Origin of the sequence: Isoptericola halotolerans (assembly GCF_003003075.1) — a bacterium.
GTDB lineage: Bacteria > Actinomycetota > Actinomycetes > Actinomycetales > Cellulomonadaceae > Isoptericola > Isoptericola halotolerans_A.
Map to the genome: position 1 here is coordinate 266641 of NZ_PVTX01000003.1, position 23792 is coordinate 290432.

At 73.9% G+C, this 23792-nt stretch carries 22 protein-coding genes; 10 read left to right on the forward strand and 12 right to left on the reverse strand.

The window, feature by feature from the left end; translation table 11 throughout:
• Positions 1–9: 9 nt before the first annotated feature.
• Positions 10–1308 (reverse strand): glycoside hydrolase family 6 protein, encoded by a 1299-nt coding sequence (locus tag BCL65_RS06720; protein ID WP_106266369.1) that lies wholly within the window; start codon positions 1306–1308, stop codon positions 10–12.
• A 231-nt stretch (positions 1309–1539) separates the two neighbouring features.
• Between BCL65_RS06720 and BCL65_RS06725 the strand changes: the two genes are divergently transcribed.
• Both BCL65_RS06725 and BCL65_RS06730 read left to right on the forward strand, forming a co-directional pair.
• Entirely contained in the window at positions 1540–1836 is a 297-nt protein-coding gene (locus BCL65_RS06725) for a type II toxin-antitoxin system VapB family antitoxin (RefSeq protein WP_106266371.1), read from the forward strand.
• Positions 1837–1873: 37 nt separating this feature from the next.
• Positions 1874–2530: a LytR C-terminal domain-containing protein gene (locus tag BCL65_RS06730; protein WP_106266373.1), complete on the forward strand. Its 657-nt coding sequence runs from the start codon at positions 1874–1876 to the stop codon at positions 2528–2530.
• Between the two features lie 43 nt (positions 2531–2573).
• On the opposite strand, the gene BCL65_RS06735 is transcribed toward BCL65_RS06730, so the two are convergent.
• The 4 genes from BCL65_RS06735 to BCL65_RS06750 form a co-directional block, all read right to left on the reverse strand.
• Positions 2574–4721 (reverse strand): glycosyl hydrolase, encoded by a 2148-nt coding sequence (locus BCL65_RS06735; protein WP_106266375.1) that lies wholly within the window; start codon positions 4719–4721, stop codon positions 2574–2576.
• Positions 4718–5449, reverse strand: coding sequence for an HlyD family efflux transporter periplasmic adaptor subunit (locus BCL65_RS06740; protein ID WP_106266377.1), 732 nt, complete (start codon positions 5447–5449; stop codon positions 4718–4720). Before BCL65_RS06740 ends, BCL65_RS06735 begins: the two co-directional genes overlap by 4 nt.
• Positions 5446–7122, reverse strand: coding sequence for a glycosyltransferase family 2 protein (locus tag BCL65_RS06745; RefSeq protein WP_106266379.1), 1677 nt, complete (start codon positions 7120–7122; stop codon positions 5446–5448). Before BCL65_RS06745 ends, BCL65_RS06740 begins: the two co-directional genes overlap by 4 nt.
• Before the next feature lie 261 nt (positions 7123–7383).
• Entirely contained in the window at positions 7384–8046 is a 663-nt protein-coding gene (locus tag BCL65_RS06750; protein ID WP_106266381.1) for a hypothetical protein, read from the reverse strand.
• A 96-nt stretch (positions 8047–8142) separates the two neighbouring features.
• Between BCL65_RS06750 and BCL65_RS06755 the strand changes: the two genes are divergently transcribed.
• Positions 8143–8766 (forward strand): TetR/AcrR family transcriptional regulator, encoded by a 624-nt coding sequence (locus BCL65_RS06755; protein WP_106266383.1) that lies wholly within the window; start codon positions 8143–8145, stop codon positions 8764–8766.
• A 19-nt stretch (positions 8767–8785) separates the two neighbouring features.
• Here the strand turns inward: BCL65_RS06755 and BCL65_RS06760 are convergent, their stop codons facing one another.
• Both BCL65_RS06760 and BCL65_RS06765 read right to left on the reverse strand, forming a co-directional pair.
• Positions 8786–9709, reverse strand: a complete 924-nt coding sequence (locus BCL65_RS06760) for an LLM class F420-dependent oxidoreductase (protein WP_106266385.1) — start codon at positions 9707–9709, stop codon at positions 8786–8788.
• A 16-nt stretch (positions 9710–9725) separates the two neighbouring features.
• Positions 9726–10346, reverse strand: coding sequence for a mycothiol-dependent nitroreductase Rv2466c family protein (locus BCL65_RS06765; protein WP_106266493.1), 621 nt, complete (start codon positions 10344–10346; stop codon positions 9726–9728).
• A gap of 64 nt (positions 10347–10410) precedes the next feature.
• On the opposite strand from BCL65_RS06765, the gene BCL65_RS06770 reads away from it, so the two are divergent.
• Positions 10411–10638, forward strand: a complete 228-nt coding sequence (locus tag BCL65_RS06770; protein ID WP_243400841.1) for a hypothetical protein — start codon at positions 10411–10413, stop codon at positions 10636–10638.
• 45 nt (positions 10639–10683) lie between these two features.
• Here the strand turns inward: BCL65_RS06770 and BCL65_RS06775 are convergent, their stop codons facing one another.
• The 4 genes from BCL65_RS06775 to BCL65_RS06790 all read right to left on the reverse strand — a co-directional run bounded on the left by BCL65_RS06775 (position 10684) and on the right by BCL65_RS06790 (position 16281).
• On the reverse strand, positions 10684–11268 hold the full coding sequence (locus BCL65_RS06775) for an ECF transporter S component (RefSeq protein WP_106266387.1): 585 nt from the start codon (positions 11266–11268) through the stop codon (positions 10684–10686).
• 20 nt (positions 11269–11288) lie between these two features.
• The gene (locus tag BCL65_RS06780) at positions 11289–12065 is read right to left on the reverse strand and encodes an energy-coupling factor transporter transmembrane component T (RefSeq protein ID WP_243400842.1); all 777 of its coding nucleotides are present in this window, start codon (positions 12063–12065) and stop codon (positions 11289–11291) included.
• Complete coding sequence (locus BCL65_RS06785; RefSeq protein WP_243400843.1) at positions 12062–13834, reverse strand: ABC transporter ATP-binding protein; 1773 nt, start codon at positions 13832–13834, stop codon at positions 12062–12064. Before BCL65_RS06785 ends, BCL65_RS06780 begins: the two co-directional genes overlap by 4 nt.
• 80 nt (positions 13835–13914) lie before the next feature.
• Positions 13915–16281 (reverse strand): arylsulfatase, encoded by a 2367-nt coding sequence (locus BCL65_RS06790; protein WP_106266389.1) that lies wholly within the window; start codon positions 16279–16281, stop codon positions 13915–13917.
• A gap of 222 nt (positions 16282–16503) precedes the next feature.
• Between BCL65_RS06790 and BCL65_RS06795 the strand changes: the two genes are divergently transcribed.
• From BCL65_RS06795 to pnuC, 3 genes are all read left to right on the forward strand, one after another.
• Positions 16504–17421, forward strand: a complete 918-nt coding sequence (locus tag BCL65_RS06795) for a formylglycine-generating enzyme family protein (protein ID WP_243400844.1) — start codon at positions 16504–16506, stop codon at positions 17419–17421.
• A 119-nt stretch (positions 17422–17540) separates the two neighbouring features.
• Positions 17541–18314, forward strand: coding sequence for a TetR/AcrR family transcriptional regulator (locus BCL65_RS06800; protein WP_106266391.1), 774 nt, complete (start codon positions 17541–17543; stop codon positions 18312–18314).
• Between the two features lie 8 nt (positions 18315–18322).
• On the forward strand, positions 18323–19021 hold the full coding sequence (pnuC, locus tag BCL65_RS06805; protein WP_106266393.1) for a nicotinamide riboside transporter PnuC: 699 nt from the start codon (positions 18323–18325) through the stop codon (positions 19019–19021).
• A 28-nt stretch (positions 19022–19049) separates the two neighbouring features.
• Here pnuC and BCL65_RS06810 read toward each other — a convergent pair whose 3' ends face one another.
• Positions 19050–20354 (reverse strand): extracellular solute-binding protein, encoded by a 1305-nt coding sequence (locus tag BCL65_RS06810; protein ID WP_106266500.1) that lies wholly within the window; start codon positions 20352–20354, stop codon positions 19050–19052.
• A gap of 238 nt (positions 20355–20592) precedes the next feature.
• Between BCL65_RS06810 and BCL65_RS06815 the strand changes: the two genes are divergently transcribed.
• From BCL65_RS06815 to BCL65_RS06825, 3 genes are read left to right on the forward strand one after another with little or no spacing between them, the layout of a single operon-like run.
• A complete protein-coding gene (locus BCL65_RS06815) occupies positions 20593–21201 on the forward strand; it encodes a hypothetical protein (RefSeq protein WP_243400845.1) in 609 nt (202 codons plus the stop codon).
• The gene (locus BCL65_RS06820) at positions 21198–21956 is read left to right on the forward strand and encodes a glycosyltransferase (protein ID WP_106266395.1); all 759 of its coding nucleotides are present in this window, start codon (positions 21198–21200) and stop codon (positions 21954–21956) included. Before BCL65_RS06815 ends, BCL65_RS06820 begins: the two co-directional genes overlap by 4 nt.
• Positions 21957–22012: 56 nt before the next feature.
• Positions 22013–23590 carry an NAD-dependent epimerase/dehydratase family protein gene (locus BCL65_RS06825; RefSeq protein ID WP_106266397.1) on the forward strand — a complete coding sequence of 526 codons (1578 nt, stop codon included), beginning with the start codon at positions 22013–22015 and terminating at the stop codon, positions 23588–23590.
• The last annotated feature ends 202 nt before the right edge of the window (positions 23591–23792 follow it).

A 23792-nucleotide genomic window follows, 5' to 3' on the forward strand; every position in this document is an offset into this window, starting at 1 on the left:
CCGCTGCTCCTACGGCGCGGTGAGCGCGGGGTCGGCGAGGGCGATCAGCTCGTCCGCCTGCTCCACGAACCACGCGCCGGCCGGCGGGTCGACCATGCCCCGCTCGGGGTCGAGCGGGCCGCCCGTGCCCCGGTAGCACTGCCCGTCGGACTCGCCGGGCACCTTGATCCACAGGTAGGCGTCGATCAGCGGGTCCGCGACGTCCAGGGTCGGCCGCTCGCCGAGGCCGCGCCCGGGCGGGTTGCACCAGTCCTCCGGGTCGGCGTAGGTGTTCGACGACGTCGCCGGGTCCCACGGTCCCTGACCGTTGCGCGAGGTGTCGATCACGAAGTGGGTGCTCGGCTCGGTGTCACCGAGTGCCGCCGCGTAGCGGGAGTCGATCCCGATGGTGTTCTGCTCGAGCGGGACCTCGTCGAGCGGGCCGGACGACCACTCGGTGAAGGGTGTCAGCTCGGCGCCGGCCCAGTCGGTGGCCGGACCGCCGTTCCAGTACTGGTTGCCGCAGTCGCCCGGCGCGGCACCCAGCTCGGTGACCATCGTGAGGCACGAGCTGATCCACCGCCCGTACGCCTCGAGGTTGGTCGTGTACTGGTAGTTCGAGGCGTTGAGGTAGAACCCGTCGGCGCGCTCCACGCCGGCCTGCAGGAGCCGGTCGGTGTTGTCCCCGACGTTGAGCCACCCGCTGTGCCCGGCGTCGAGGTAGACGCGCGTGCCGGGGAGCTCGCCGAGGGCGTCCACGGCGTAGTTCAGCATCGCGAACCGTTCGGCCGCGGCCGTGGCGGGATCGGCCTCCGCGGGCTGGCACCACTCCTGCGTGCCCTCGAAGGTCGTGTACCAGGGGATGATGCCGAGCCCGTCCGGCTCGAGGACGACGACGGCCTGCTTGTTGCCGATGCCACGGGCGAAGCCGTCGATCCAGGCCTCGTACTCGGCGACGGAGGTGGCACCGCCGGCGGAGTACTGGGCGCAGTCGCGGAACGGCAGGTTGTAGGCGACGAGCACCGGCACCTGGCGGGCCGCGTGCGCGTGGACCACCACCTTCTTGACGTCCTGCTTCACCGACCGCGGCGACCCCGCGGTGAACCAGGTGGCGGTGGGGATCTCGGCGAGGAGCTCGGCGTCGGCCAGGGCGTCGCCGGTGAGCCCCAGCTCGGCGATGTGGCCCCGCGTCGAGCTGTGCGGGTCGACCCACAGCTCCGGGTCGGCGGGGCGCGGCGGGTGCGCGCCGGCCGGGCCGGCCCCGACCAGGGCGGTGAGGCAGAGGGCGGCTGCTGCCGTGGCAGCGGCCAGGCGTACGCGGTGGGACATGGAGATCTCCTTCGATCCGATGTCGGTCCAAGCCGGCATGGAAGCGCTACCACACCGGGCGACAAGGTCCACCATCCCGTGTGATCCACATCACGTCAATGCCGGTTGCCCGGACGAACCGAGCCGGAGGGCACAGGAATCCCGGGCTTCGGCCCGATCGTGACGGTATCGTGACGAACCATTGCCTGGAGCATGATTCAAAGACGAGGTGCCGCCCCTACGATGGCTGCCATGATCTTCAAATCCGTGGGCGATGGGCGTCCGTACCCCGACCACGGGCGCGAGAGCACCAACGACTGGTCGGACGTCCCGCCGCGCCAGGTCCGTCTGGACGAGCTCGTGACCACCAAGCGCACGCTCGACCTCGACGCCCTCCTCGCCGACGACTCGACGTTCTTCGGCGACCTCTTCGCCCACGTGGTGGAGTACCAGGGCACCCTGTACCTCGAGGACGGCCTGCACCGCGCCGTCCGGGCAGCGCTCCAGCAGCGACCGATCCTCCACGCTCGCGTCCTCGCCGTGGGATGACCACTCCCGGACCCGGAATCTCAGGTAGTTTCTTCGCGTGACGTCACCAGCCCAGGACCCGGCGAGGGTCGCCCGCCGCCGGCGCAAGCACGAGCGCCAGGCGGTCGTCTTCGGGCTCATCATCGCCTTCCTCGTGGTCCTCGGTCTCGGCGCGCTCGCCATCTACACCGACACCATCGACTCGCCGATCGCGGAGCCGATCTTCACCCCGAGCGCCGACGTGACGAACATGGCACCGGCGTGCCTGCCCGAGGACGAGGACTCCCCCGACGGGGTCCTGCCGATGCGGTACGACAAGGTCGGTGTGCGGGTCTTCAACGCCGCCGACCCGCGGTTCGCCCTCGCCGGAGCGGCCGAGGAGGTCCTGTCGGACCGCGGGTTCGACGTCCGCGACACGGGCGACTTCCCGGACCTGGTCGAGGGGCCCTCCGAGATCCGCTACGGCGCGGAGGGCATCGTGCAGGCCTACACCCTGGCCGCGCAGTTCGCGGACGTCGAGCTGGTCATGGACGACCGGGGCGGCAAGGTCGTCGACCTCCTCATCGGCGTCGGCTGGTCCGAGCCGCTGCCCGCCGAGGAGATCCCCCTCGCCGCCGACGAGCCGCTCGAGAACATGCCGGGCTGCGTCCCTGCGTCCGAGCTCGACCCGGTCGAGCGCGAGTACGGGCGCGGCCGGGCCCCCGACGAGGCCTGAGCGCGTCGAGGCCCGAACCGCGGCGAGGCCGAAGCCCGCGCCGCTAGGCCGCCCGCGCGAGCAGCCAGGCCAGCAGCCGCGACCGCGTCGACCCGTCGTCGATCCGCTCGCCCGGCAGGTCCCGGGCGACGTCGAGCGCCGACGCCGCGTCCTGCGGCCCGAGGAGCGCGGCGTACATCAGGAGCTGGTCGCCGAACAGGACGTCCCAGGTCGCAGGGTCCGCCCAGAGGTCGTCCGTGCCCAGGGCCTCCTCGAGGTTGGCCCGCACACGGGCCGGGTCCTCGCCGAGATAGGTCGAGACCTCCGTCACGGGCAGCACCACGATGCCGAGCGCGGCGCTCGGCTCGGCCGAGAACCACGTGGCTCGTTCCCGCTTGCCGTCCCACACGAGCGACGTCACGGACGCCTCGAGCCCCGCGGCCGCCGGGTCCGTGGTGTCGAAGTCCGTCCAGTAGGCGCGGGCCGACGCCGCCTCGAGCGCGAGCAGCCAGCGCGCCTGCTCGCCCATCCCGGCGTCGTCCAGCCCGGCCGCCTCGCGGGCCGCGGCCCACAACGCCAGCCCGTGCCACGCCGCGACCGCCTCGGACGCCGACTCCTGGTTGTTCCCGTCGGCAAAGGGAGACTGTCCGGACGCCCACGAGTGCCCCATGACGACGTCCAGCACGCGCAGTCCGGGCACGGGGGCGCCGTCACTCACCGGCACGTCGGCACCGGCCGCCACGTCGGCGGCGAGCAGGTCCAGCACCGGCGCCAGGTCAGCGGCCAGCGCGCCGTCGTCCGCCGCGAGGACGCCCGCCGCGTACAGGAAGTAGCCGTAGTGGAAGTGATGGTCGTTGCCCTCCTCGGAACCGAACGAGGTCGCCTGCCCGACGACGGTGCGCAGGGTCGGTTCCCAGGTGAAGCACCGCTCGGGCCGGTCGGCGCAGCCGTCCGGCTCCGTCCAGGTGCGCAGGTCGGCCACGACGCTCGCCCGCAGGTCCGCGGCCACGCCGTCGAGCCCGAGGTCCCGCGCGAGCACCCACAGGTCGGCGTCGCGGGCCAGCGCCTTGCCGCCGAAGTACGTGTCCGCCGGCCGCACCTCGGCCAGCACCGTCGCGGCGTCCGCCCGCACCTGCTCGGCGAGCTCGTCGCGCGCGGCGTCGTCGAGCCCCGAGACGTCGGGGCCGGCCACCGGTTCGCGCGCCGGCGAGCGCCAGGCCGACGTGGTGGCGAGGCACGTCTCGACGGTCCCCCGCACCGTGGCGTAGGTGCCCAGCCCGCAGGTGGTCTCAGCGTCGCCCGTGCTGTCCGGCCCGCCCACGGCGTCCTGCTGGTGCGGCCAGCGCACGACGACGGCGGGGCCCCCGCCGGCGGTCTCGTACGTCACCGACGTGGTCACCTGCTCGGCGCCGGTTTCGTAGCCGACCACGGTGCCGCGGACCGGGTCGCGCACCGCCTCGACGAGGTCCGCGAGCGCCCCCGGCTCCTCGCCCGCGTCGGGGGCGACGAGCCAGGACACCGAGGCGCCCTCGTCCAGGGCCAGGGTGGTGCCGGCCCCGTCCAGCGCAGCGGCGACGTCCAGGTCGCCCGCACCGACGAGCACGTGCGCGCGGCCGTCCACGTCCGCCGCGGCGACGTCGTCGGGCAGGCCGTCCCCGCCGGCGGCGAACGGGACGCCGAGCCCGAGCTGCTGGTCGCCCGCCGCCGTGTACCGCAGCACCGGTGAGCCGCGGGTGAGGTGCAGGGTGCCGAGCACCCTCGCGTCGCCCGCCACCAGGTCGACGCTCACCGTCGCGGCGTCGTAGCCCGTGACGATCCCCGTGACCGGTTCGCGCAGGTCCATCTGCACCTGCGGGTCGTACGGCCCCGCCAGCACGGCGCCCTCCGCCCGCGCGGTGGGCAGCCCGTACGCGAACCCGGACGCCGTCAGGCCGACGGCGAGCGGCAGCGGGAACACCGGCTGCGGCGCCTCGCCGAACACCAGGCCGGAGAACCACCGGTTGGTCGGGGGTGCCAGCCCGTCGGCGAGGCGCATCGGTACCTCGCCGCGGTCCACCGCCGGCAGCACCGTCGGGTCCACCGCAGGCGGCGCGGCGCTCGCCACACCGGTGCCGGACGACGGCGCCGCGGCCGGTGCGGACGCCGTCGTGCACCCGGAGGCCACCAGGCCCGCCGCGACGCAGACCGCGAGCGCGACGCCGCGGCGGGTCACAGCCCGATCCTCTGCAGGAACCGCTGGAAGGCGAGGTCGACGCCCGAGAACGGGCCGTCGTCGTGCAGCTCGACGCTCGCGACCACGGGCGTGCCGGGCTGCACCAGCCCGGCGCCCGCCTGCTGCGAGAGCGTGGTGCTGCCGACCACGATCGTCGCCTCCGCACGGTTGCGGGTGTTGCTCACGGCGATCGAGGAGACCTCGCCCGGGACCTCGCTCTGGTCCGGCAGCGTGATGCGCACGTACGCACCGGGCCGGACCCGCCCGAAGTCGGCGGGGTCGAGCAGCAGCCGGGCGTCGACGGCGGTCGACCCGTCGCGGTACAGCGTGGCCACCACCTCCCCCGACTGCACGAACCCGCCCGGGGTGCCCGCGATCTCCGAGACCACGCCGTCGACGGGCGCCACGACCGTCATCTCGCCGTCGCCGCTGACCTCGTAGGAGGCCGCCTTGCGGGAGACGACGCCGACGGCGAGGTCGTGCGCCAGCAGCAGGCTGCGCATCGTGAACAGCGGGTCGCCCTGGGCGACCTCGTCGCCCGGCTCCACGTGCGCCGACACGACGGTCCCGGCGTAGTCGGCCCCGACGGCGACCTCCTCCGCCACGATCGTCGCCTGCGCCGACGTGGCCTGGCTCATCCGGCGGTTGAGGACCAGGGTCAGGGTGGCGCACAGCGCGAGCACGACGACGACGCCGACCGCCAGCTTCAGGCGCGTGGCCCACGTCATGCGGCACCGCCCGCGACGACGGCCCGGTGCTCGCGCACGGCCGTGAGCAGGAACCCGCCCAGGATGACGGTGTTCGTGACGTTCCAGGCCACGGACAAGTTGGGCAGGAGGTCGTCGCGGTACTGCCACACCCCGACCACGGAGGTCACCAGGAGGAACACGAAGCACAGCGTCTGCGGGACGATCACCTCGAACGGGCTCGTCCCCCGGCCCACCCGGCCGGTGACCGCCCAGGCCTGCTGCTTGCCCGTCAGGGCGTTCCAGAACGCCTTGACGTAGATGGGCCAGGACACCGCGGCGAGCAGCAGCACCTCCCAGCGGAACGAGCCGAGGGTGAAGAACGCGATCGCGATCTGCAGGCCGTAGAAGCCCAGGTAGTACAGGGCCCAGGTGCCCACCGACACGTCGAGGCGCATCGGCGCCAGGCCGAGGTAGATCTGCAGCGGCGGCACGAGCAGGAGCAGCAGCGGCGCGATCCCCGACAGGTAGTGCGTCGAGGTCACGAAGTACTGCAGGCGCTGGTCCAGGGTGAGGTTGCGCCGCGGCGACAGCGGGTTGTGCTGGAGCAGGATCTCGAACCCGCCCGTCGCCCAGCGCAGCTGCTGCTTGGCGTAGGCCACGATGGTCTCCGGCGTGTCCCCCACGGCCAGGGTCTGCGGGATGTACACCGACCGCCACCCGCGTTCGTGCAGGTGCAGCGACGTCCAGACGTCCTCCGACTTCGAGTCGGTGCACATGCCGCCGATGTCGTCCACGGCCGCGCGGCGGAACACCACGTTGGTCCCCACGCAGAACGCCGCGTTGAACCGGTTGCGGCCCGGCTGGACGAACCGGTAGAAGACCGCCTGCATGTAGCCGGCGCCCCGCGAGATGAGCGAGTTCATGTTGCCGTACGTCTGCGGCGACTGGACGAACGCGACGTCGTCGCGCACGAAGAACGGCACGGTCTCGACCAGCAGCTCGGGGCGCGGCACGAAGTCCGCGTCGAGGATGACGAACAGGTCGCCCTTGGCGATGCTCAGCGCGTGGTTGACGTTCCCGGCCTTCTGCCCGCCGCTGGACAGGCGCCGGATGTACCGGGCCCCCAGCGTGGCGGCGAGGTCGCGCACCCCGTCCGAGCGGCCGTCGTCGAGCACCCACGTGCGGTGCTCGCCGTGGACCGCGACGGCGGCCCGGACGGTCCGGGCGATCGTGTCCAGGTCCTCGCCGCAGGTCGTGACGAAGACGTCGACGGTGACGGGACGGTCGTGCAGGAAGAGGCGCCACCGGGTCGGGTCGTCGGTGGCGCGGTCCCGCAGCACCTCGGGCGCGTCGAAGAGCCGTTCGCGCGCCTGGTGGTAGGCGAAGTCGCGGGGGTCGTAGCCGGAGGAGAGCACGGTCCACATCGCCAGCAGCGCGAGCGCCAGCAGGATGGACTCCGCGACGATCACCAGGGTGTAGGGCAGCCAGTCGCCGCGGTGGTCCGGGTCGAGCAGGAACACGGCGTAGGCGACCGCCCCGATCGTCGCGAGCATCATCACGAGCATGAGCGACGGCGAGTGGGCGGCGGCGTTCGCGTCGCGACGCCGGGCGGCGGACTGCGGGTCGCCCGGGACGGTGGTGCCGGCCGCGGGCTGCGCCGGTCCGACCGGAGGCGGTAGCTCCGGCGCACGGGGGTGGAGGGTGGAGGTCATCGGGCGGTCCCCTTCGCGAAGCACGGCGGTGGGTCGAGCATGGTGTCGGTACTGCGCGGATTGCCCCCTGACGACAAGAGGTGGATCCCCCTCGTCGGGGAACCCACCTCGTCGTCCGCTCGTCACGCTAGGACCGGTGTCGGCGACCTGTCACGGGTGAAAGCGCTCGCTCCGCAGATCTCCACCGACCGGCAACACGGCCGTTCGCGGCCCGCAACGCGCCGTTCTCATTCCCGCGGCTCCGGTGCCGTGCCGCCCGTGTCAGCTGGCCAGGTTGTCGAGCCACGAGGAGCGCAGGCGCAGCGCGCGCTCCACGCTGCCGAGGACGGCCGCGAGCCCCACGGCGACGCCGCCCCACACCGGGAGGTCGACGGGCGACTCGAAGACGCCGACGGACTCCGCAATCAGCGGGATCTGCGAGATCGGCTCGATGATCGCCGGGATGGCCACGCACAGCCCGACGAGCACGGCCACCGTCGACAACGCTCCGACGACCCGGCTCGCCCGCGGGTGGTCACGTGCCAGTCGCGCGCGCCGACCCTCGGCCGACCGGGGGTCGGGGGCCAGCAGCCGCTCCGCGCCGTCGGCGGTGACGAAGTGGCAGCGCTTCATGCCGAAGGCGCTCGTGGCGACCTCGATCACGCCGCCCGGCACCGGGAACCGGGCGGGCAGCCTGGACACGAGGTGGAGCGCACCGTCGACGTAGAGGCGCGCGCGCACCTCGCCGTCGGACCCGTCGCCCAGGTGGCGGACGTCCACCGCGTAGGAGGACGTCCCTCCGGCCGGCGCCCCGGCCGGGGCCGGGAGGTCGAGGGCGAAGAGCGAGCGGGACAGCACGTGCCACCACCGGTAACGCGGCAGCGGTCGTCCGTCGCCGGGCTTGACCCGCTTGGTCAGTTGTCGGTCGCGCCAGCGCTTGATCATGCGAGGGCCTCCCTCGAGCGCGCTCTATCACGCTGTACTAGTGGATGAGCCGCTACGCTATCACGGTGTACTAGTCGAGGGTGGAGCGGGGGAACGATGGCGACGTCGGACAACGACGGGCACAGCACGCGCGACAAGATCCTCATCGCGGCGGCGACCATGATCGGCGAGGACCCGACGGCGCGGCTCTCCGTCCGTGCGGTCGCGGCGCGGGCCGGGGTGAGCACCGGCTCGCTGCGGCACTTCTTCCCGACGCAGCAGAACCTGCTCGACACCGTCGTCGCCGGGATGTACGACGTCGCGTTCCCGGGTGACCCCCTCCGCGACCGCGACCGGCCCGCGGTCGACCGTCTCGTCGCCTGCCTGCAGCAGATCCTCGCCCTGTTCGGGACCGGTGACAAGGCCCGGGAGGTGTGGCGGTCCACCTTCCAGGCCTACGTGGCAACGCCGCCGTCGGACGGCGCGGTCGCGACCTACCTGGCCCTCGAGCGCGACGGACGACGACGCATCGAGCAGTGGCTGGCCGTCCTCACCGACGAGGGCGCGATCCCGGCCGGGGACGACGACCGGCGCGCACGGTTCCTGGGCACCGTGGTCAACGGGCTCGCGATCGAGCGTGCGCTGCCAGCCGACGGCCCGCGGCTCGCCTTCGAGGAGGACACCCTGCGGAGGGCCGTCCTCGGCGTCGTCCACGACGACGCCCCGGACCCGGCCGGGTAGACCGGGCCCCCGTCCCCGGTCAGAGCTGCGGGGCGACCTCGCGGGCGATCAGGTCCAGGTGGTCCAGGTCCTGCTGGTCCAGGACCTGCAGGTACACGCGCTCGACGCCCTGGTCGCGCAGCGACGCGAGCCGGTCCACCGCCTCCGTCACGGTGCCGGCGATGCCGTGCTCGCGCAGCTCGGCCGGCTCCCGGCCGATGGCCGCCGCACGGCGGGTGAACTCCGCCTCGTCGGCGCCCACCGCGACGACGAGCGCGACGGACTGCGTCAACGACTCCGGCGAGCGACCGGCCGCGGTCAGCGCCTGGTTGATCACGCCGATGCGTGGACCGATCGTGTCGAGCTCCGGGAACGCCTGGTTGTACTCGGAGGCGAACCGGGCGGCGAGCGCCGGGGTCCGCCGCGGGCCGCCGCCGCCCACGATCACCGGGATCTGCTCCTGCGTCGGCTTCGGCAGCGCCGGGGAGTCCGTCAGGGTGTAGTGCGTGCCGGAGAAGTCGAACGTCTCGCCGACCGGTGTGCCCCACAGCCCGGTGAGGATCTCGAGCTGTTCCTCGAGCAGCCCGAACCGCTTGTCCGGGAACGGGATGCCGTAGGCCGCGTGCTCGGCGCCGAACCAGCCGGTGCCCAGACCGAGCTCGACCCGGCCGCCGGACATCTGGTCCACCTGGGCGACCTGGATCGCCAGCACGCCGGGGTGGCGGAACGTCGCCGAGGACACGAGCGTCCCCAGCCGCACCGTCGTCGTCTCCCGGGCGATGCCCGCGAGCGTGGTCCACGAGTCGGTGGGGCCCGGCAGGCCGTCACCGCCCATCGCCAGGTAGTGGTCGGAACGGAAGAACGCGCTGAACCCGAGCCGCTCGGTCGCCTGGGCGACGGCGAGCTGGGTGTCGTACGAGGCGCCCTGCTGGGGCTCGGTGAAGATGCGCAGGTCGAGAGTCATGCGGTCGGTGGTCTCCTCAGTCGTGCACGGGGCGCTCGGTGCGCGACCGCTTGAGCTCGAAGAAGTGCGGGTTGTCGGCGAGCGTGACGGCGGCGTCGAACAGCCGGGCCGCGTCGTCGCCGCGCGGCACCCGGGTCAGGACCGGGCCGAAGAAGGCGACGCCGTCGACGTGGATCGTCGGGGTGCCGACCTCGTCGCCGACGGGGTCCATGCCGGCGTGGTGCGAGGCGTCCAACGCCTCGTCGTACGCGTCGGAGGTGGCGGCGTCGGCCAGCTCGGCGGGCAGGCCGGCCTCCGCGAGCGACTCGCGGATGACGACGTCGACGTCCTTGACGCCCTGGTCGTGCCAGCGCGTGCCGAACGCCGTGTAGTAGGCGGACAGCGCCTCGGGGCCGTGCTCCGTCTGGACGGCGGCGGCGACGCGGCCCTGCCCACGGCCGGCCTCGACGCGCTCGCGGTAGTCGGCCGGGATGTCCTTGTCGCGGTTGAGCAGGTAGAGGCTCATCAGGCGGAAGGTCAGCTCGACGTCGCGGTGCTGGGCGACCTCGAGCGCCCAGCGGGACGTCACCCAGGCGAAGGGGCAGGTGGGATCGATGTAGACGTCGACGACGGGAGCGGTGGTGTCGGTGGCAGTCACGTCCAGCACCCTACTCTCGGGCCCGAACCGGTTCGAGCGCTCGCCCGGCCGATACGCTCGGGGCGTGCTCCAGACTCTGCGAGACATCCGCTGGGCCAGCGTCCTGACCGTCGTGGTCGCCGGTGCCTTCACCCTGGTCACGCTCGCCGCCGCGCTGCGCGGGCGGGTGTGGGCCTGGGTCCCGTTCGCGCTCTCGGCCGCGATCCTCGTGCGGGAGATCCGCTACCTGCAGCGCGCCCGACGTCGTCCCGCGGGTTTCGACGAGCCGGACCGGCGCGCGGGGCGCGAGTAGCGCTGCTACCTCGGCGCCGGCACTGCTACCTCGGCGAGAGCGGTACTACCTCGCGGCGTCCGGCACTACCTCGGCGGGAGTCGCACTACCTCGTGCCGGGGCGAGGCCGCGGGCCACGCCCGCCCGCGCCAGCCGGCCGGCGAGGAACAGGCCCAGCCACGTGCACGCCAGGAAGCTGCCCAGCATCAGCACCACGAACGTGACCAGGACGACCGGGGCCATCGACCCCATGTCGAACGCCACCCAGCCCGAGGCGATGTACGCCGCGCCGAACACGAGCGCGTCGACGAAGAACAGCCACGGCCGCCAGACCCGGTAGCGGGTCACCAGGAACGCCAGCTCGACGGCGGCGCCCGCCATCAGGCAGGTGACGATCGAGTACACGCCCACCGGCGAGGCGGACGAGACGACCCCGGCCACGAACGTGGTCAGGACCGCCGCCCCCGGCCGGCGCAGCAGCGCCAGGGCCAGCACTGGCCCGATGATCCACAGGCCCACCATCGGCGCGTAGGCCATGGGGGCCGCGGCGGCGAGCGGCGCGCTGACGAAGTTGGCGGGGATCAGCAGCACGCCCAGGGCGGCGCCGATGGCGGCGCACGTCATGAGGTAGCGGGTGGTGACGGACGTCATGGGGACTCCAAGCGGGAGGGTCAGGCGGGGGTGAGGGTCGCGGCCAGGACGGCGCACGCCGCGGCCCCGGCCCAGAACGAGAGGAGCAGGACGACGTCGCGCGCCCCGAAGGGGACGACGGTGCGCTCGGTGCGGGTGGGGTGGGCGCCGAACCCGCGGGCGTCCATCGCCAGGGAGACCCGCTCGGCGTGGCGGATCCCACCGGCGAGCAGCGGCACCACGTACCCGGCTTGCCGGCGCACGGCCACCACCGGCCCCCGGCCGGGTGCGACGCCCCGCACCCGGTGGGCGCCGCGGATGACCTCGAGCTCGTGGCCGAACCGGGGCACGAACCGCAGCGCGGCAAGCGCCGCGTACCCGACGCGGTAGGGCAGGTGGAGCTGCTGGGTCATGGCCCGCACGACGTCGGCGCCCGACGTCGTGAGGCCGCCGAGCAGGACGAGCATCATCAGCGCCACGGTGCGCACCGCGGTCGCGAGCCCGGTCGCCAGGGCGCCGGACCGCACCTCGAACCCGCCGACGGTGGCGAGCACCGTCGTGTCCGCCACGAGCGCGGGGTCGGTGAGCAGGCCGAACGAGAACGTCATGACGACGGTCAGGGCCGCTGCTCCCCCGGCGATCGCGGCGAGCACCCGCGGGCTCTGCCGCCCCGCGACGGCGAGCACCGCGAACGCGCCGAGCGCGACCAGGGCGGGGGTCAGCACGTCGCGGGTGGTCACGACGTAGACCATGACGGGGACCGGCCCGAGGACCTTGACCAGCGGGTTGTACGTACGCAGGTCGCCCAGGCCGTTCACGCGTCCGCCCCCGCCAGGTGCACCGCGGGCAGACGCGCCGCGGGCAGGTCGGCCAGCCGCGTCACGGCGTGCCACGCCGGGTCGCGCAGCGCCCCGGTGGCGCGGGCGAGCGGCGGCGTGCGCAGGCCGGCCGCAGCCAGCACGGCGTCGTCACGCAGCAGGACGGCGGGGCTCCCGTCCGCCACGACGCGCCCGCCGGCCAAGGCCACCACACGCGTGGCGTGCTCGGCGACCAGCTGCATGTCGTGGCTGACGACCACCACGGTGGTGCCGTCGTCGTGCAGGGTGGTGAGCAGGTCGAGGAGCTCGACGGCGCGCTCGCGGTCCTGGCCGTACGTGGGTTCGTCGAGGACGAGCACGTCGGGGCGGCAGACGATCGCCGTGCCGACGGACAGGCGGCGCTTCTGCCCGCCGGAGAGCCAGAACGGGTGGCGGTCGCGCAGGGCGCCCAGCCCGAACCGGTCCAGGACGTCGTCCACCCGCGCCACGACCTCGCCGTCGGGCACGCCGCGCAGCCGCAGGCCGTGGGCGAGCTCGTCGTCGACGCGGCCGGTGACGAACTGGTGCTCCGGGTTCTGGAAGACGAAGCCGACGGCGGCGGTGAGGTCGCGGACGTCGGCGCGCCACGGGTCGAGCCCGCCCACGCGCACGGACCCGGCGACGGCGCGGCGCCGGGGCCGCAGCACGCCCGCGACGAGCTGGGCGAGGGTCGTCTTGCCCGCACCGTTGGCGCCGACCAGCGCGAGCAGGTCCCCGCGGGCGACGTCCAGGCTCACGTCGTCGAGCACGGTGCGCCCGCCGCGGCGGACGGTGAGGTGGTCGACGCTGACGACGACGTCCCGGCGGTCCACCGGTGGCACGTCCGGCTCCTGCACCGCCACGGGGGCCGGGAGGCTGACGGCGTCGAGGGCGCCGGTCAGCTCGGCCGGGGTGAGCGGCAGCGGGTCGATCGGCACGCCCGCCGCGCGCAGCCGCAGCGCGGCGAGGGTGGTGGTGGGCAGCCAGACCCCGAGCTCGGCGAGCTCCTCGGCCCGGCCGGCGAGGACCTCGCGGACCGGACCGCTGGTGGCGACGCGGCCGGCGGCGTCGAGGACCACGACGCGGTCGGCGGCCTCGACGGCGGCGTCCAGGTCGTGCTCGACGAGCAGCACGCCCCGCTCGCCCGACGCCGTGACCGACCGCAGCGTGGCGTAGAACTGCTCGACGCCGTCGGGGTCGAGGTTGGCGGTGGGCTCGTCGAGGACGAGCAGCCGGGCGCCCACCGCGAGGGCGCAGGCGAGCGCGAGGCGTTGGCGGCCGCCGCCGGAGAGCAGGGCCGGGTCGTCGCCGCGGCGCTCCCACAGGCCGACCTGGCGCAGCGCGCCCTCGGCGCGGGCGAGCACCTCGGCGGGCGGGCGGCGCAGGTTCTCGGGCGCGAAGCAGACCTCGTCGAGCACCGAGCCGGTGACCACCTGCGCGTCCGGGTCCTGGAAGACCATGGCGACGTCGGCGGCGAGCAGCGGCGGGCGCGTGGCCGCGACGTCGTGCCCGCCCGCGGTGAGCGTGCCGGTGACGTCGGCGTCCACCACGTGCGGGACCAGACCGTTGGTGGCCAGCGCCAGCGTGGACTTGCCGCACCCCGACGGACCGAGCAGCAGCACGACCTCACCCGGCCGCACGGCGAGGTCGACACCGTCGGGTGCCGGGTCGCCGAGCCGGTGGCCGCCGTCGTCGAGCGGCAGGTGGTGCCGCACGCGCAGGCCACGCAGCTCCAGGAGGGGTGAGGTCACCGGGTCAGGATAGGCAAACCTCACCCCTCCTGGCGAGGGGCGTCCGACGACCGGGCGCCCCGGTCGCGGCGCCGGTCCGGCTACTGCTGCGCCATCGCGACCCGCAACCGCTCCGCCGGCGAGATGTAGTGGTCGTGGTCGTCCTTGCCCACGTCGAGCTGGACCCAGGCGATGCGTCCCGTGAACCGGCTCGTGCGGGCGTCGTAGGCGTCGGACACGCAGGTGCCCGACTCCCGCCCGACGTCGGTGGTCTCGTCCGCGGAGAAGACCAGTGGCTGCGTGGCCTTCACACGCCCGTGCCCCACCGCCGCACCGTCGTGGAACAGCGTGACGTCGCCACCCTTGCCCAGCCCGCCGCCGTCGTAGGCGAGCTCGGCACGCAGCTGGTGCGTGCCGGCCGGGACCGGTTCGTCCGCGACCACGTCGTACCGGTGGATGCCGAGCACGTTGTAGGTGAACGTCAGCCGGCCACCCGTGGCGTGCACGGACCAGCCGCCGAACCGCCCGCCCTGCGCGATGAGGACCCCGCCGGCTCCGGCGGCGGGCACCTCGACCTCTGCCGTCACCGAGAACGACTTGTTCTTCACGCTCACGACGCTGTTCTCCGACAGCCGGCCCATCCCGGGGAAGAACAGCTGGGAGTCACCGTGGATCAGGGTGGGACGCCCGGCGATCTCCGGCACGAGCCGTTCGGCGGTGCGGTCGTCCAGCGGGAGCACGCCGTACCGGGCCGCCTCGATCAACCACAGGCGCTGCAGTCCGGCGAGCATCTCGGGGTGCTCCGCCGCCAGGTCGCGGGCCTGGCTGAAGTCCGCCGCGCCGTCGTAGAGCTCCCACGTGTCGTCGTCGAACGCCACCAGGTCACCGCCGACCATGTCCCACGGCGTGCGGTGCTTGGTGACGGCGCTCCACCCCCGGTGGTAGATGCCGCGGTTGCCGAACATCTCGAAGTACTGCAGGTCGTGCCGCTCGGGTGCCTCCGCGTCGTCGAACGCGTACAGCATCGACGTGCCCTCGACGGGCGACTGGAGCACACCGTTGACCATCGTGGGCTCGGGGATCCCCGCCGCCTCGAGCACGGTCGGTGCGACGTCGACGACGTGGCTGAACTGCGACCGCAGGCCGCCGCCGTCGGTGATCCTGCGCGGCCAGTGCACCACCGTGCCGTTGCGCGTCCCGCCCCAGTGCGACGCCACCTGCTTGGTCCACTGCAGGGGCGAGTTCATGGCCCAGGCCCACCCGACCGCGTAGTGGTTGTACGAGTCGGGCGAGCCGAAGTCGTCCAGCTTGGACCGCATGAACTCCGGGGTCTCCAGCGCCGCCATGCCGTTGAAGTTCGCCATCTCGTTGAACGCGCCGTTCACCGTGCCCTCCGCCGACGCCCCGTTGTCGCCGACGATGTAGAAGACGAGCGTGTCCTCGAGCACCCCGACGTCCTCCAGCGTGTCGACGAACCGCCCCACGTGGTGGTCGGTGTGCTCGAGGAACGCTGCGTACACCTCCATCTGGCGTGCCAGCACAGGCTTGAGGTCGTCCGGCATGTCGTCCCACGCAGGGATCTCGTCGTGGCGGGCGGGCAGCTCCGCGTCGACCGGGATCACCCCGAGCTCCTTCTGCCGGCGGAACGTCCGCTCACGCTGCGCGTCCCACCCGTCGTCGAACTGCCCCCGGTACCTCTCGATCCACTCGGCGGGCACGTGGTGCGGTGCGTGCGTCGCGCCCGGCGCGAGGTACACGAAGAACGGCTTGTCCGGCATGAGCGCCTTCTGCTGGCGCACCCACGCCGACGCGTGGTCCACGAGGTCCTCGGTGAGGTGGTAGCCCTCCTCGGCGGTCGCCGGCGGCTCCACCGGCGTCGTCCCGTCGTACAGCGCCGGGTCCCACTGGTTGTTCTCACCGCCGATGAAGCCGTAGAACGTCTCGAAGCCGCCCCCGCCCGAGGGCCAGGCGTCGAAGGGCCCCATCGGCGACGACTGCCACACCGGCACCTCGTGGCACTTGCCGAACTGCGCCGTCGAGTAGCCGTTGAGCCGCAGGGTCAGCGCCAGGGGCGCCTTCGTGTTGGGTCGCAGCGAGCTGTTCCCGGGGGCCGACGTCGCCGTCTCGGTGATGCTTCCCATGCCGACCGAGTGGTGGTTGCGGCCCGTGAGCAGCGCCTGCCGCGTCGGGGCGCACAGGGCCGTGGTGTGGAACCGGTTGAACCGCAGGCCGCCACCGGCCAGCCGCTCCACGGTCGGGGTGCGGCACGGACCGCCGAAGGTGCTCGAGGCGCCGAACCCGACGTCGTCCAGCAGGATCACCACCACGTTCGGAGCCCCCTCCGGCGGCAGCAGCGGCTCGATCGGCCGGAACGACGTGTCCGGGTCCCGCGCGTCATAGGTCGTGGGCCCGGGTGGCGTGCGGTCCGGGATGGGCAGCATCGTGCGGGCGTGCTGGTCAGGACGCATCGGTGGGCTCCGCTCGGTCCGGTCATGACGAAGGACGCGCTCACGGTACGGATCCCCACCCTGGAGGCACATCACCCAGACCGCGTGAGAATCCGGCGCAGGGCAGGCCCGTCGACGTTCGCACGATCTGCGCGATGCCAGTCGCGGGCAGCAGGCATAGCGTGGCCGGAGCGCGACACGACGGGCCTTCCCCGGCCTGGTCCGAGCCACCGAGGAGACAGGATGCGTACGGCACACGGACGGATGGTCGCGATCCCGCCGGGCACCTTCCTCATGGGCAGCGACGACCACTATCCCGACGAGCGCCCCGCTCACGAGCACCCGGTCCGGGCGTTCTGGATCGACCGGTTCGCGGTCACCAACGCCGACTTCGCCCGCTTCGTGGCGGACACGGCGTACGTGACCGTGGCGGAGCGTCCGCTGGACCAGGCCGACCTGCCGGGCAGCTCCAGCGCAGCGCGCAGCCCGGGAGCCCTCGTGTTCACTCCCACGCGGGGCCCCGTCGACCTGCGGGACTGGCGGCAGTGGTGGCGCTGGCAGCACGGTGCGCAGTGGCGCCACCCGGAGGGTCCGGGCACGTCGATCGAGCACCGGATGGACCATCCCGTGGTCCAGGTGGCGTACGAGGACGCCCAGGCCTACGCGCGGTGGGCGGGTGCCCGGCTGCCCACGGAGGCGGAGCACGAGTACGCCGCTCGCGGCGGGCGGGCCGGTCAGGAGCCCTACGCCTGGGGCGCCGACCCGTACCCCGGCGGGACGCTGCAGGCGAACACGTGGCTCGGACGGTTCCCGTACGAGCACCGAGGACCGCACGGCGCGACGACGACGCCCGTGGGCACCTTCCCGCCGAACGGGTTCGGGCTCTCGGACATGATCGGCAACGTGTGGGAGTGGACCGGCTCGGTCTACACCGCGCTGCACCGCGTCCCCGGTGCGGCGCGCATCGGTCCCGAGCACCGCCCCGGTCTGCTCGCGGCCCAGGAGAGCCCGGCCGCGTCGGCGACGCGCCGCGTGCTGAAGGGCGGCTCGTACCTGTGCTCACCGGACTACTGCCTGCGGTTCCGCCCCGCAGCCCGGTCGGCCCAGACCGAGGACACCTCGGCCACGCACATCGGCTTCCGCTGCGCGCGCAGCGCCTGAGCGTCCGCGGCCTCACCCGTCCTCCGGGTCGGCCATGCCACCGAGGGCAGCATCCCGGCATCCACCACCGAGCGGCACTCCCGCGCGGCGCGGTCTCGTCCCGGAGTAGCCTCCTGCACATGACTGCCGTTCGGACGCACACCCACGCCCAGGCCGTCGACGCCGCCATCGACCTGTTCTCCCGCCAGGGCTTCGAGCAGACGACGGTCGAGGAGATCGCCGACGCCGCGCAGGTCAGCCGCGCCACGTTCTTCCGCCGCTTCCGGTCCAAGGAGGACGTGATCTTCGCCGACCACGAGCTCCTCCTGGAGGAGGTGGTGGTCATGCTCGCCGCCACCCGGCCGGAGGCGCGCGAGACCGACGAACCCGGTGGCCGCGAGTCCCCGTGGAACCCCGCCGTCGACCCCTACCTGGAGGTGTGCCGCGCCGCCCGCCTCGTGTTCGACCACCACGTGGGCCAGCGCGAGACCTCGCTCGCCCGCCACCGGCTCCTGCAGCAGGTGCCCGCGCTGCGGGACCGCGAGCTCGTGACGACGCACCGGTACGAGCGCGCGTTCACCGCATACCTGCGCGACACCCTGCCGCCGGACCGGTCCAGCACCACCATGTCGATCGCGTTCGCGGCCTCGGTCGTGGCCGTGCACAACGCGGTGCTGCGCCGCTGGCTGCGCAACCCGTACCTCGACCTGCGCCCGGACCTGGAGGAGGCGTTCGCCGAGCTGCGGCGCGCGGCCTGGGCACCGGGGGCCGACGGCGCCGCCCCGGCCGGGTCGTCGGCCACGGGCACGCCCGAGCCGGCCGTCCCCACCAACCGTCGCGTCGTGGTGGCCGTCCTGGACCAGGACGCCGACGCCGACGACATCGCGCGGGCCGTGCGCGACGTCCTGGCCTGAGGAGCGAGATGATCGACTGGCTGTTCTCCGCCACCTTCACCGTCGGCGGCGAGCAGATCCTGTGGCGCGAGGTGATCGGCAACGCGTTCGGCCTGGCCTCGGCGCTGGGCGGCATGCGCCGCAAGGTGTGGGCGTGGCCGGTGGGCATCGTCGGCAACGTGCTGCTGTTCACCGTGTTCCTCGGGTCGCTGTTCGGCGACGCGGGCCGCGTGGACATGCTGGGCCAGGCGGGCCGGCAGGTCATGTTCATCGCCGTGTCGGTGTACGGGTGGGTCCGCTGGCGCGAGACCCGCCGCCAGGACCTGGAGGTCCGCGCGGACGGCAAGGTGCCGTCGTCGGGCGGGGCGGGCGTGCACCCGCAGTGGGCGCGATGGTGGGAGCGCCTCCTGCTGGTCGTCGCACTGGTCGGCGGCACGCTGCTGCTCACGCCGCTGTTCCGGGCGCTCGGGTCCTACGAGCCGGTGTGGGCGGACGCCTGGATCTTCATGGGCTCCCTGCTGGCGACGTACGGCATGGCGCGCGGCTGGGTCGAGTTCTGGTTGATCTGGGTGGCGGTCGACGTCGTGGGCGTGCCGCTGCTGTGGAGCGCCGGGTACTACGCGACGTCGTTCATGTACATCTTCTACGGGGCGTTCACCCTGGTCGGGTTCTTCGTGTGGTGGCGGGTCAACCGTCGCGAGCAGGCGACGGCCGGCGCGGCCACCTGACCGCCCCGTCCGCCGCCCGGCCGCCGCGTCAGAGGGTGGCGTTCATCGCGTCGGCGAACCCGCGGGCGGTGAGCGTCCCGGTGAACACCCGGTGCAGGTTGTCCAGCAGCGGCCCGGCCTGGTCCGCGGGGATCGCCTGGTCCCAGGAGAGCTGGAAGTGCGGTGCCGAGGCGACCATGTCGTAGACGTACTCGAGGTAGTCGGCGTTGTCCCGACCGGCGAGCTGCTTGCCGAGGCCGCGCACGGGCGGCACGGTCCGCACCACGAGGAACCGCTCGACGGCGAGGTCGGAGTACACCTGCTCGTTGAGGAAGTCGATCGCGGCCTGCTGCTCCTCCGGGCTGGCGGCGGCGGAGACGGACCAGAAGTTGGCCGGGTTGCCCACCACGTTGCCGGGGTCGCCGGTGCCACCCTCGACGGTGGGGAACGGCGCGAAGCCGAGCCCGTCGTCGGCGATCAGCGTCGGCGCCTCCGTGAGGAAGTCCGGGTAGACCCAGGCGCCCTGGAGCACGAAGGCGGCGTTCCCCGTCGCCACGAGCGACACGTCACCGGACTGGTCGGCGAGGGTCTCGGTGAAGTAGTCCCCGAACGCCCCGGCGTCGACGAGCTCGCGGATCTTGCCGAGCGCGTCGAGGATGGCCGGGTCGGACCAGGCGCCGGGCTCGCCGTCGACCACGCGCTGGAACACCTCGGGGCCGCCGATGCGGTCGGTGAGGTACTGGATGTACATCAGCTCCGGCCACCGGCTGCCGCCGGCGAGCGCGATGGGCAGCACCCCGGCGTCACGCAGGACGGGGACGGCGGCGAGCAGGTCGTCGAACGTCTCGGGCGGCTCCAGCCCGGCGCTGTCCAGCACCTCGGCGTTGTAGTAGAGGACCACGGGCTGGGTCTGGTTGTTGGGCACGGCGTACGTGCGCCCGTCCACCTCGCCGTTGGCCGCGACGGCGGGCAGCACCTTGTCCTGCACGGGGCCGACGGCGTCGGTGAGGTCGACGACGGATCCCTCGGCGACCATCCGGTCGAGGTCGCCGCCCGCCCAGCCGAAGATGAGGGTCGGTGGCTCCCCGGCGTCCAGGGCCTCCTGGATCCCGGCCTTGTAGGCGTCGTTCTCCATCCACGTCACGGCGATCTCGTCACCGGGGTGCTCCCGGTCCCACTGCTCGAAGGTGCGGGCGAGCACCACGTCGCTGCCGCCGGAGAGCGCCCAGGCCGTGGTGCCGTCGACCGGTACCTCGGCCTGCGCCGTCACCGGCTCCGGGCTGTCGGCGCAGGCGGCGAGCAGCAGGCTCACCGCCGCCGCTCCCGCCAGGACCTGTCCGCACCGTCGCCTCATCGCCTGCACCCTCCACGCCGTCGTCTGGGGTCGTCGCCGGTCGGTCGCGTCGCTGAAACCGTTTTCGAACCGGGCAGGGAGCACACTAGGCCAGCGACCGGCATGCCGGTCAAGGCCCCGCGGAGTTTCGACAACAGGCGGCGCCCGGGTTTCAAGAACCGGCACGGCGCGGCGCTCGAAATTTTCTCGGCGCTCCGCCCGACGGGTGGGCAGCGGCGGTCCCCCCTGCCGTGAGGCCGTGACGTCGGCGCCCTCCACCTCCAGCCCCGCCGCGACCTGGCGTACCGCCTGGCGCGCCGAACCGGGCCGCCCCTGGTGGGGCATCGCCCTGGGCGACCTGCTCCGGGTCGCCGCGCTGGTCAGCGTGGTGCTGGCCGGCATCCTGTTCGGCGGGACGGCGACCGCCCTGTTCCTCTTCGTGCTCGGCGGCACCATGCTCCCCCGGGCCATCGGCACCCCCGCGGCCCTGGACATCAGCTACTGCGCCGCGTTGCTCGCCGCGGCCTGGTGCGCCCAGCTGGAGGTCTACCAGCGCGTGGACTGGCTCGACCTGGTGGTGCACGCCGCGACGACGGGCGCGATCGCCGCCGTCGCCCACCAGGCCTTCGCGCGCGCTGGCCTCATCGCGCCGGCCCGGCGGGCGCGCGCCTCCGCCGCCCTGCAGATCGTGGGCCTCGGCTCGGTGGTGGCGGTCGTCTGGGAGCTCCTGGAGTGGGCCGGGTACACGTTCGTCGACGACACGATCTTCGTCACGTACCCCGACACGTTGGGCGACCTCGCCGCGGGACTCGTCGGCAGCGCCGTCGCGGCAGCGCTCGTCGCACGCGGCGTGCGGGGCGTCGCATGAGCGGTGGCGCGAGGCCGACCGTGTCGGTCGTGATCCCCGCCCGGGACGACGCGGACGAGCTCGACCGGTGCCTGGCCCTGCTGGCCGGCCAGTCGGTGTCCCCGCTGGAGGTCGTGGTCGTCGACAACGCCTCGCGCGACACGACGGCGCAGGTCGCCCGCCGGTGGGGCGCCGTCGTCGTGCCCGAGCCGCGCCGCGGCATCCCGGCCGCCGCGGCTGCCGGGTACGACGCCGCGCGGGGCGACGTGATCGCCCGGCTGGACGCGGACTCCCGGCCCGGTCCGCACTGGGTCCGCTCGGTCGCCGACGCGATGGGCGACCCGACGCTCGACGCGGTGACGGGCACCGGCACCTTCACCGACCTGCGGCACGGCGGCCGCCTCGCCTGCCGGCTGTACCTCGGCCTCTACTACGCCTGCAGCCGGATGGCGCTCGGGCACACGGCGCTCTGGGGTTCGAGCATGGCGGTCCGCCGCACCACGTGGTGGGCCGTGCGCGACGTCGTGGAGCGCCACGACCCCGAGGTGCACGACGACATGGACCTCGCCTTCGCCCTGGGGCCGCGTCGGCGGGTGGTGCACGACCGCCGCCTGCACGTCGGGGTCTCCGCCCGTTCGCTGCGCGCGGGACGACGACGTCGCCTCCTGCGGGCGTGGAACACGCTGCGGTCCAACTGGGCCGCGGCGCCGCCGTGGGACCGCTGGTGGGACCGCTGGTGGCACCGGCTGCGCGGGACCAGGCCCCGCGGGTACTGAGCCGCGCGGTGCTGCGGGCGCCGTGCGGCCAGGCGCGGGCGGTGCCACGGTAGGGCATGCGCATCGTCGTCGTAGGCCAGTCCGGCAACGTCGGGACCGCCGTGCTGCGGGCCCTGCAGGCAGCCCCGGAGGTGGACTCCGTGCTGGGGGTCGCACGCCGTCTGCCCGACCGGACCGTGGCCCCCTACCGGGACGCCGAGTGGGCGGCCGTGGACCTGTCGGTCCCCGACGAGGAGAGCGTGGTCGACCGGCTCGCCACGCTGTTCCGCGGGGCGGACGCCGTCGTGCACCTGGCCTGGCTCATCCAGCCCAACCGCGACCGTGACCTGCTGCGCCGCACCAACGTGGAGGGCACCCGGCGGGTGGCCGAGGCGGTGGTCCGCGCCGGCGTGCCGCACCTCGTCGCGGCCTCGTCCGTGGGCGCCTACGCCGCCGTCGACGACGACGCACCCCGCCGCGAGGGCTGGCCGGCGACGGGCATCCCGACGTCCCACTACAGCGTGGACAAGGCGGCGCAGGAGCGGGTGCTCGACGAGCTCGAGCACGATCACCCGCAGGTGGCCGTCGCGCGGCTGCGCACCGCGCTGGTGTTCCAGGGCGACGCCGGGCACGAGATCACGCGCTACTTCGTCGGCGGTCTCCTGCCCGTGAGCCTGCTGCGCGACCACCGGCTGCCGGTGCTCCCGCTGCCCGCGGGGTTCCGCGTCCAGGCGGTGCACGCCGACGACGCGGCCGACGCCTATCTCCGCGTCCTGCGGGAGCGTGCCACCGGAGCGTTCAACGTCGCCGCCCACGACGTGCTGCGCGCCCCGGACCTGGCCGCGATCGCGGACCACGGGCGCTTCGTGGAGCTGCCGCCGCAGGCGGTGCGCACCGCGGTGTCGCTCGCCTACGCGGCGCACGCGGTCCCGGCGGACCCCGGCTGGATCGACATGGCGCTCGGCGTCCCCGTCATGGACACCACTCGCGCGGCGACGGAGCTGGGCTGGGAGCCCCGCCGCACCGCCGCGCAGGCGGTGGACGAGGTGCTGCGCGGCATGGCCGAGGGCCACGGGCTCGGTTCCGCACCGATGCGCCCGAGCCCGCGCGCCGCCGTCGGCCCGCCCGTGCTGCCCCCGGACGAGCAGGACGCCTCCGTCCCCCCGGAGATCGACCGCCACCTGTTCGGCCTCTACCTGTCGGAGCACCTGACCGGTTCCACCGCCGGGCTGGACCGCATCGAGCGGATGGCCGACAGCTACCGCGACACGCCGTTCCACGCCGACCTGGCCGAGCTGACCGAGCAGATCCGCAGCGAACGACGGCTCTACCGCACGCTTCTCGCGACCCTGGGCGTCCGCCGCCGCCGGTATCGGCAGGTGCTCGCCGCGGCCGCGGAGCGGGTCGGGCGCCTCAAGCTCAACGGGCGGGTCCTCGAACGGTCTCCCCTGACCGTGCTGCTCGAGGTGGAGCTGATGCGCTCGGCGGTGCTGGGGAAGCTGGGCGGCTGGCGGACGCTCCAGGAGTACGCCGACGACGTGGGCCTGGACCCGGACCGCTTCGGCGCGCTGGCCGAGCTGGCGAACCGCCAGCTCGCGCTGCTCGACCGGCTGCACGAGCACGCCCGCGAGCGCGCGTTCCGCCGGACCGACTGAGCGGCCGGACGCTGGGGGCCGGTCGCCGGGCGGCCGGACGCCCGGGGGCCGAGGGCACCGGGCCCCGAGAAGGTCGGGACGACGAAGCGCCGCCCCGGACCTTCCCGGGACGGCGCTCGCCGCTGGTGCACCGCCACGCCGGCTGGTGGACGGCGGCGGTGATGCACACGACCGGCGTCGACCCACGCCGGGAGCTGGTTGC

What these genes read in the sequence shown, in the direction of transcription:
- BCL65_RS06720 (WP_106266369.1), bottom strand. Translation starts at nt 1,308, where the DNA reads ATGTCCCACCGCGTACGCCTGGCCGCTGCCACGGCAGCAGCCGCCCTC.
- BCL65_RS06725 (WP_106266371.1), top strand. Translation starts at nt 1,540, where the DNA reads ATGATCTTCAAATCCGTGGGCGATGGGCGTCCGTACCCCGACCACGGG.
- BCL65_RS06740 (WP_106266377.1), bottom strand. Translation starts at nt 5,449, where the DNA reads ATGACGTGGGCCACGCGCCTGAAGCTGGCGGTCGGCGTCGTCGTCGTG.
- BCL65_RS06745 (WP_106266379.1), bottom strand. Translation starts at nt 7,122, where the DNA reads ATGACCTCCACCCTCCACCCCCGTGCGCCGGAGCTACCGCCTCCGGTC.
- BCL65_RS06750 (WP_106266381.1), bottom strand. Translation starts at nt 8,046, where the DNA reads ATGATCAAGCGCTGGCGCGACCGACAACTGACCAAGCGGGTCAAGCCC.
- BCL65_RS06755 (WP_106266383.1), top strand. Translation starts at nt 8,143, where the DNA reads ATGGCGACGTCGGACAACGACGGGCACAGCACGCGCGACAAGATCCTC.
- BCL65_RS06760 (WP_106266385.1), bottom strand. Translation starts at nt 9,709, where the DNA reads ATGACTCTCGACCTGCGCATCTTCACCGAGCCCCAGCAGGGCGCCTCG.
- BCL65_RS06775 (WP_106266387.1), bottom strand. Translation starts at nt 11,268, where the DNA reads ATGACGTCCGTCACCACCCGCTACCTCATGACGTGCGCCGCCATCGGC.
- BCL65_RS06790 (WP_106266389.1), bottom strand. Translation starts at nt 16,281, where the DNA reads ATGCGTCCTGACCAGCACGCCCGCACGATGCTGCCCATCCCGGACCGC.
- BCL65_RS06795 (WP_243400844.1), top strand. Translation starts at nt 16,504, where the DNA reads ATGCGTACGGCACACGGACGGATGGTCGCGATCCCGCCGGGCACCTTC.
- BCL65_RS06800 (WP_106266391.1), top strand. Translation starts at nt 17,541, where the DNA reads ATGACTGCCGTTCGGACGCACACCCACGCCCAGGCCGTCGACGCCGCC.
- pnuC (WP_106266393.1), top strand. Translation starts at nt 18,323, where the DNA reads ATGATCGACTGGCTGTTCTCCGCCACCTTCACCGTCGGCGGCGAGCAG.
- BCL65_RS06810 (WP_106266500.1), bottom strand. Translation starts at nt 20,354, where the DNA reads ATGAGGCGACGGTGCGGACAGGTCCTGGCGGGAGCGGCGGCGGTGAGC.
- BCL65_RS06820 (WP_106266395.1), top strand. Translation starts at nt 21,198, where the DNA reads ATGAGCGGTGGCGCGAGGCCGACCGTGTCGGTCGTGATCCCCGCCCGG.
- BCL65_RS06825 (WP_106266397.1), top strand. Translation starts at nt 22,013, where the DNA reads ATGCGCATCGTCGTCGTAGGCCAGTCCGGCAACGTCGGGACCGCCGTG.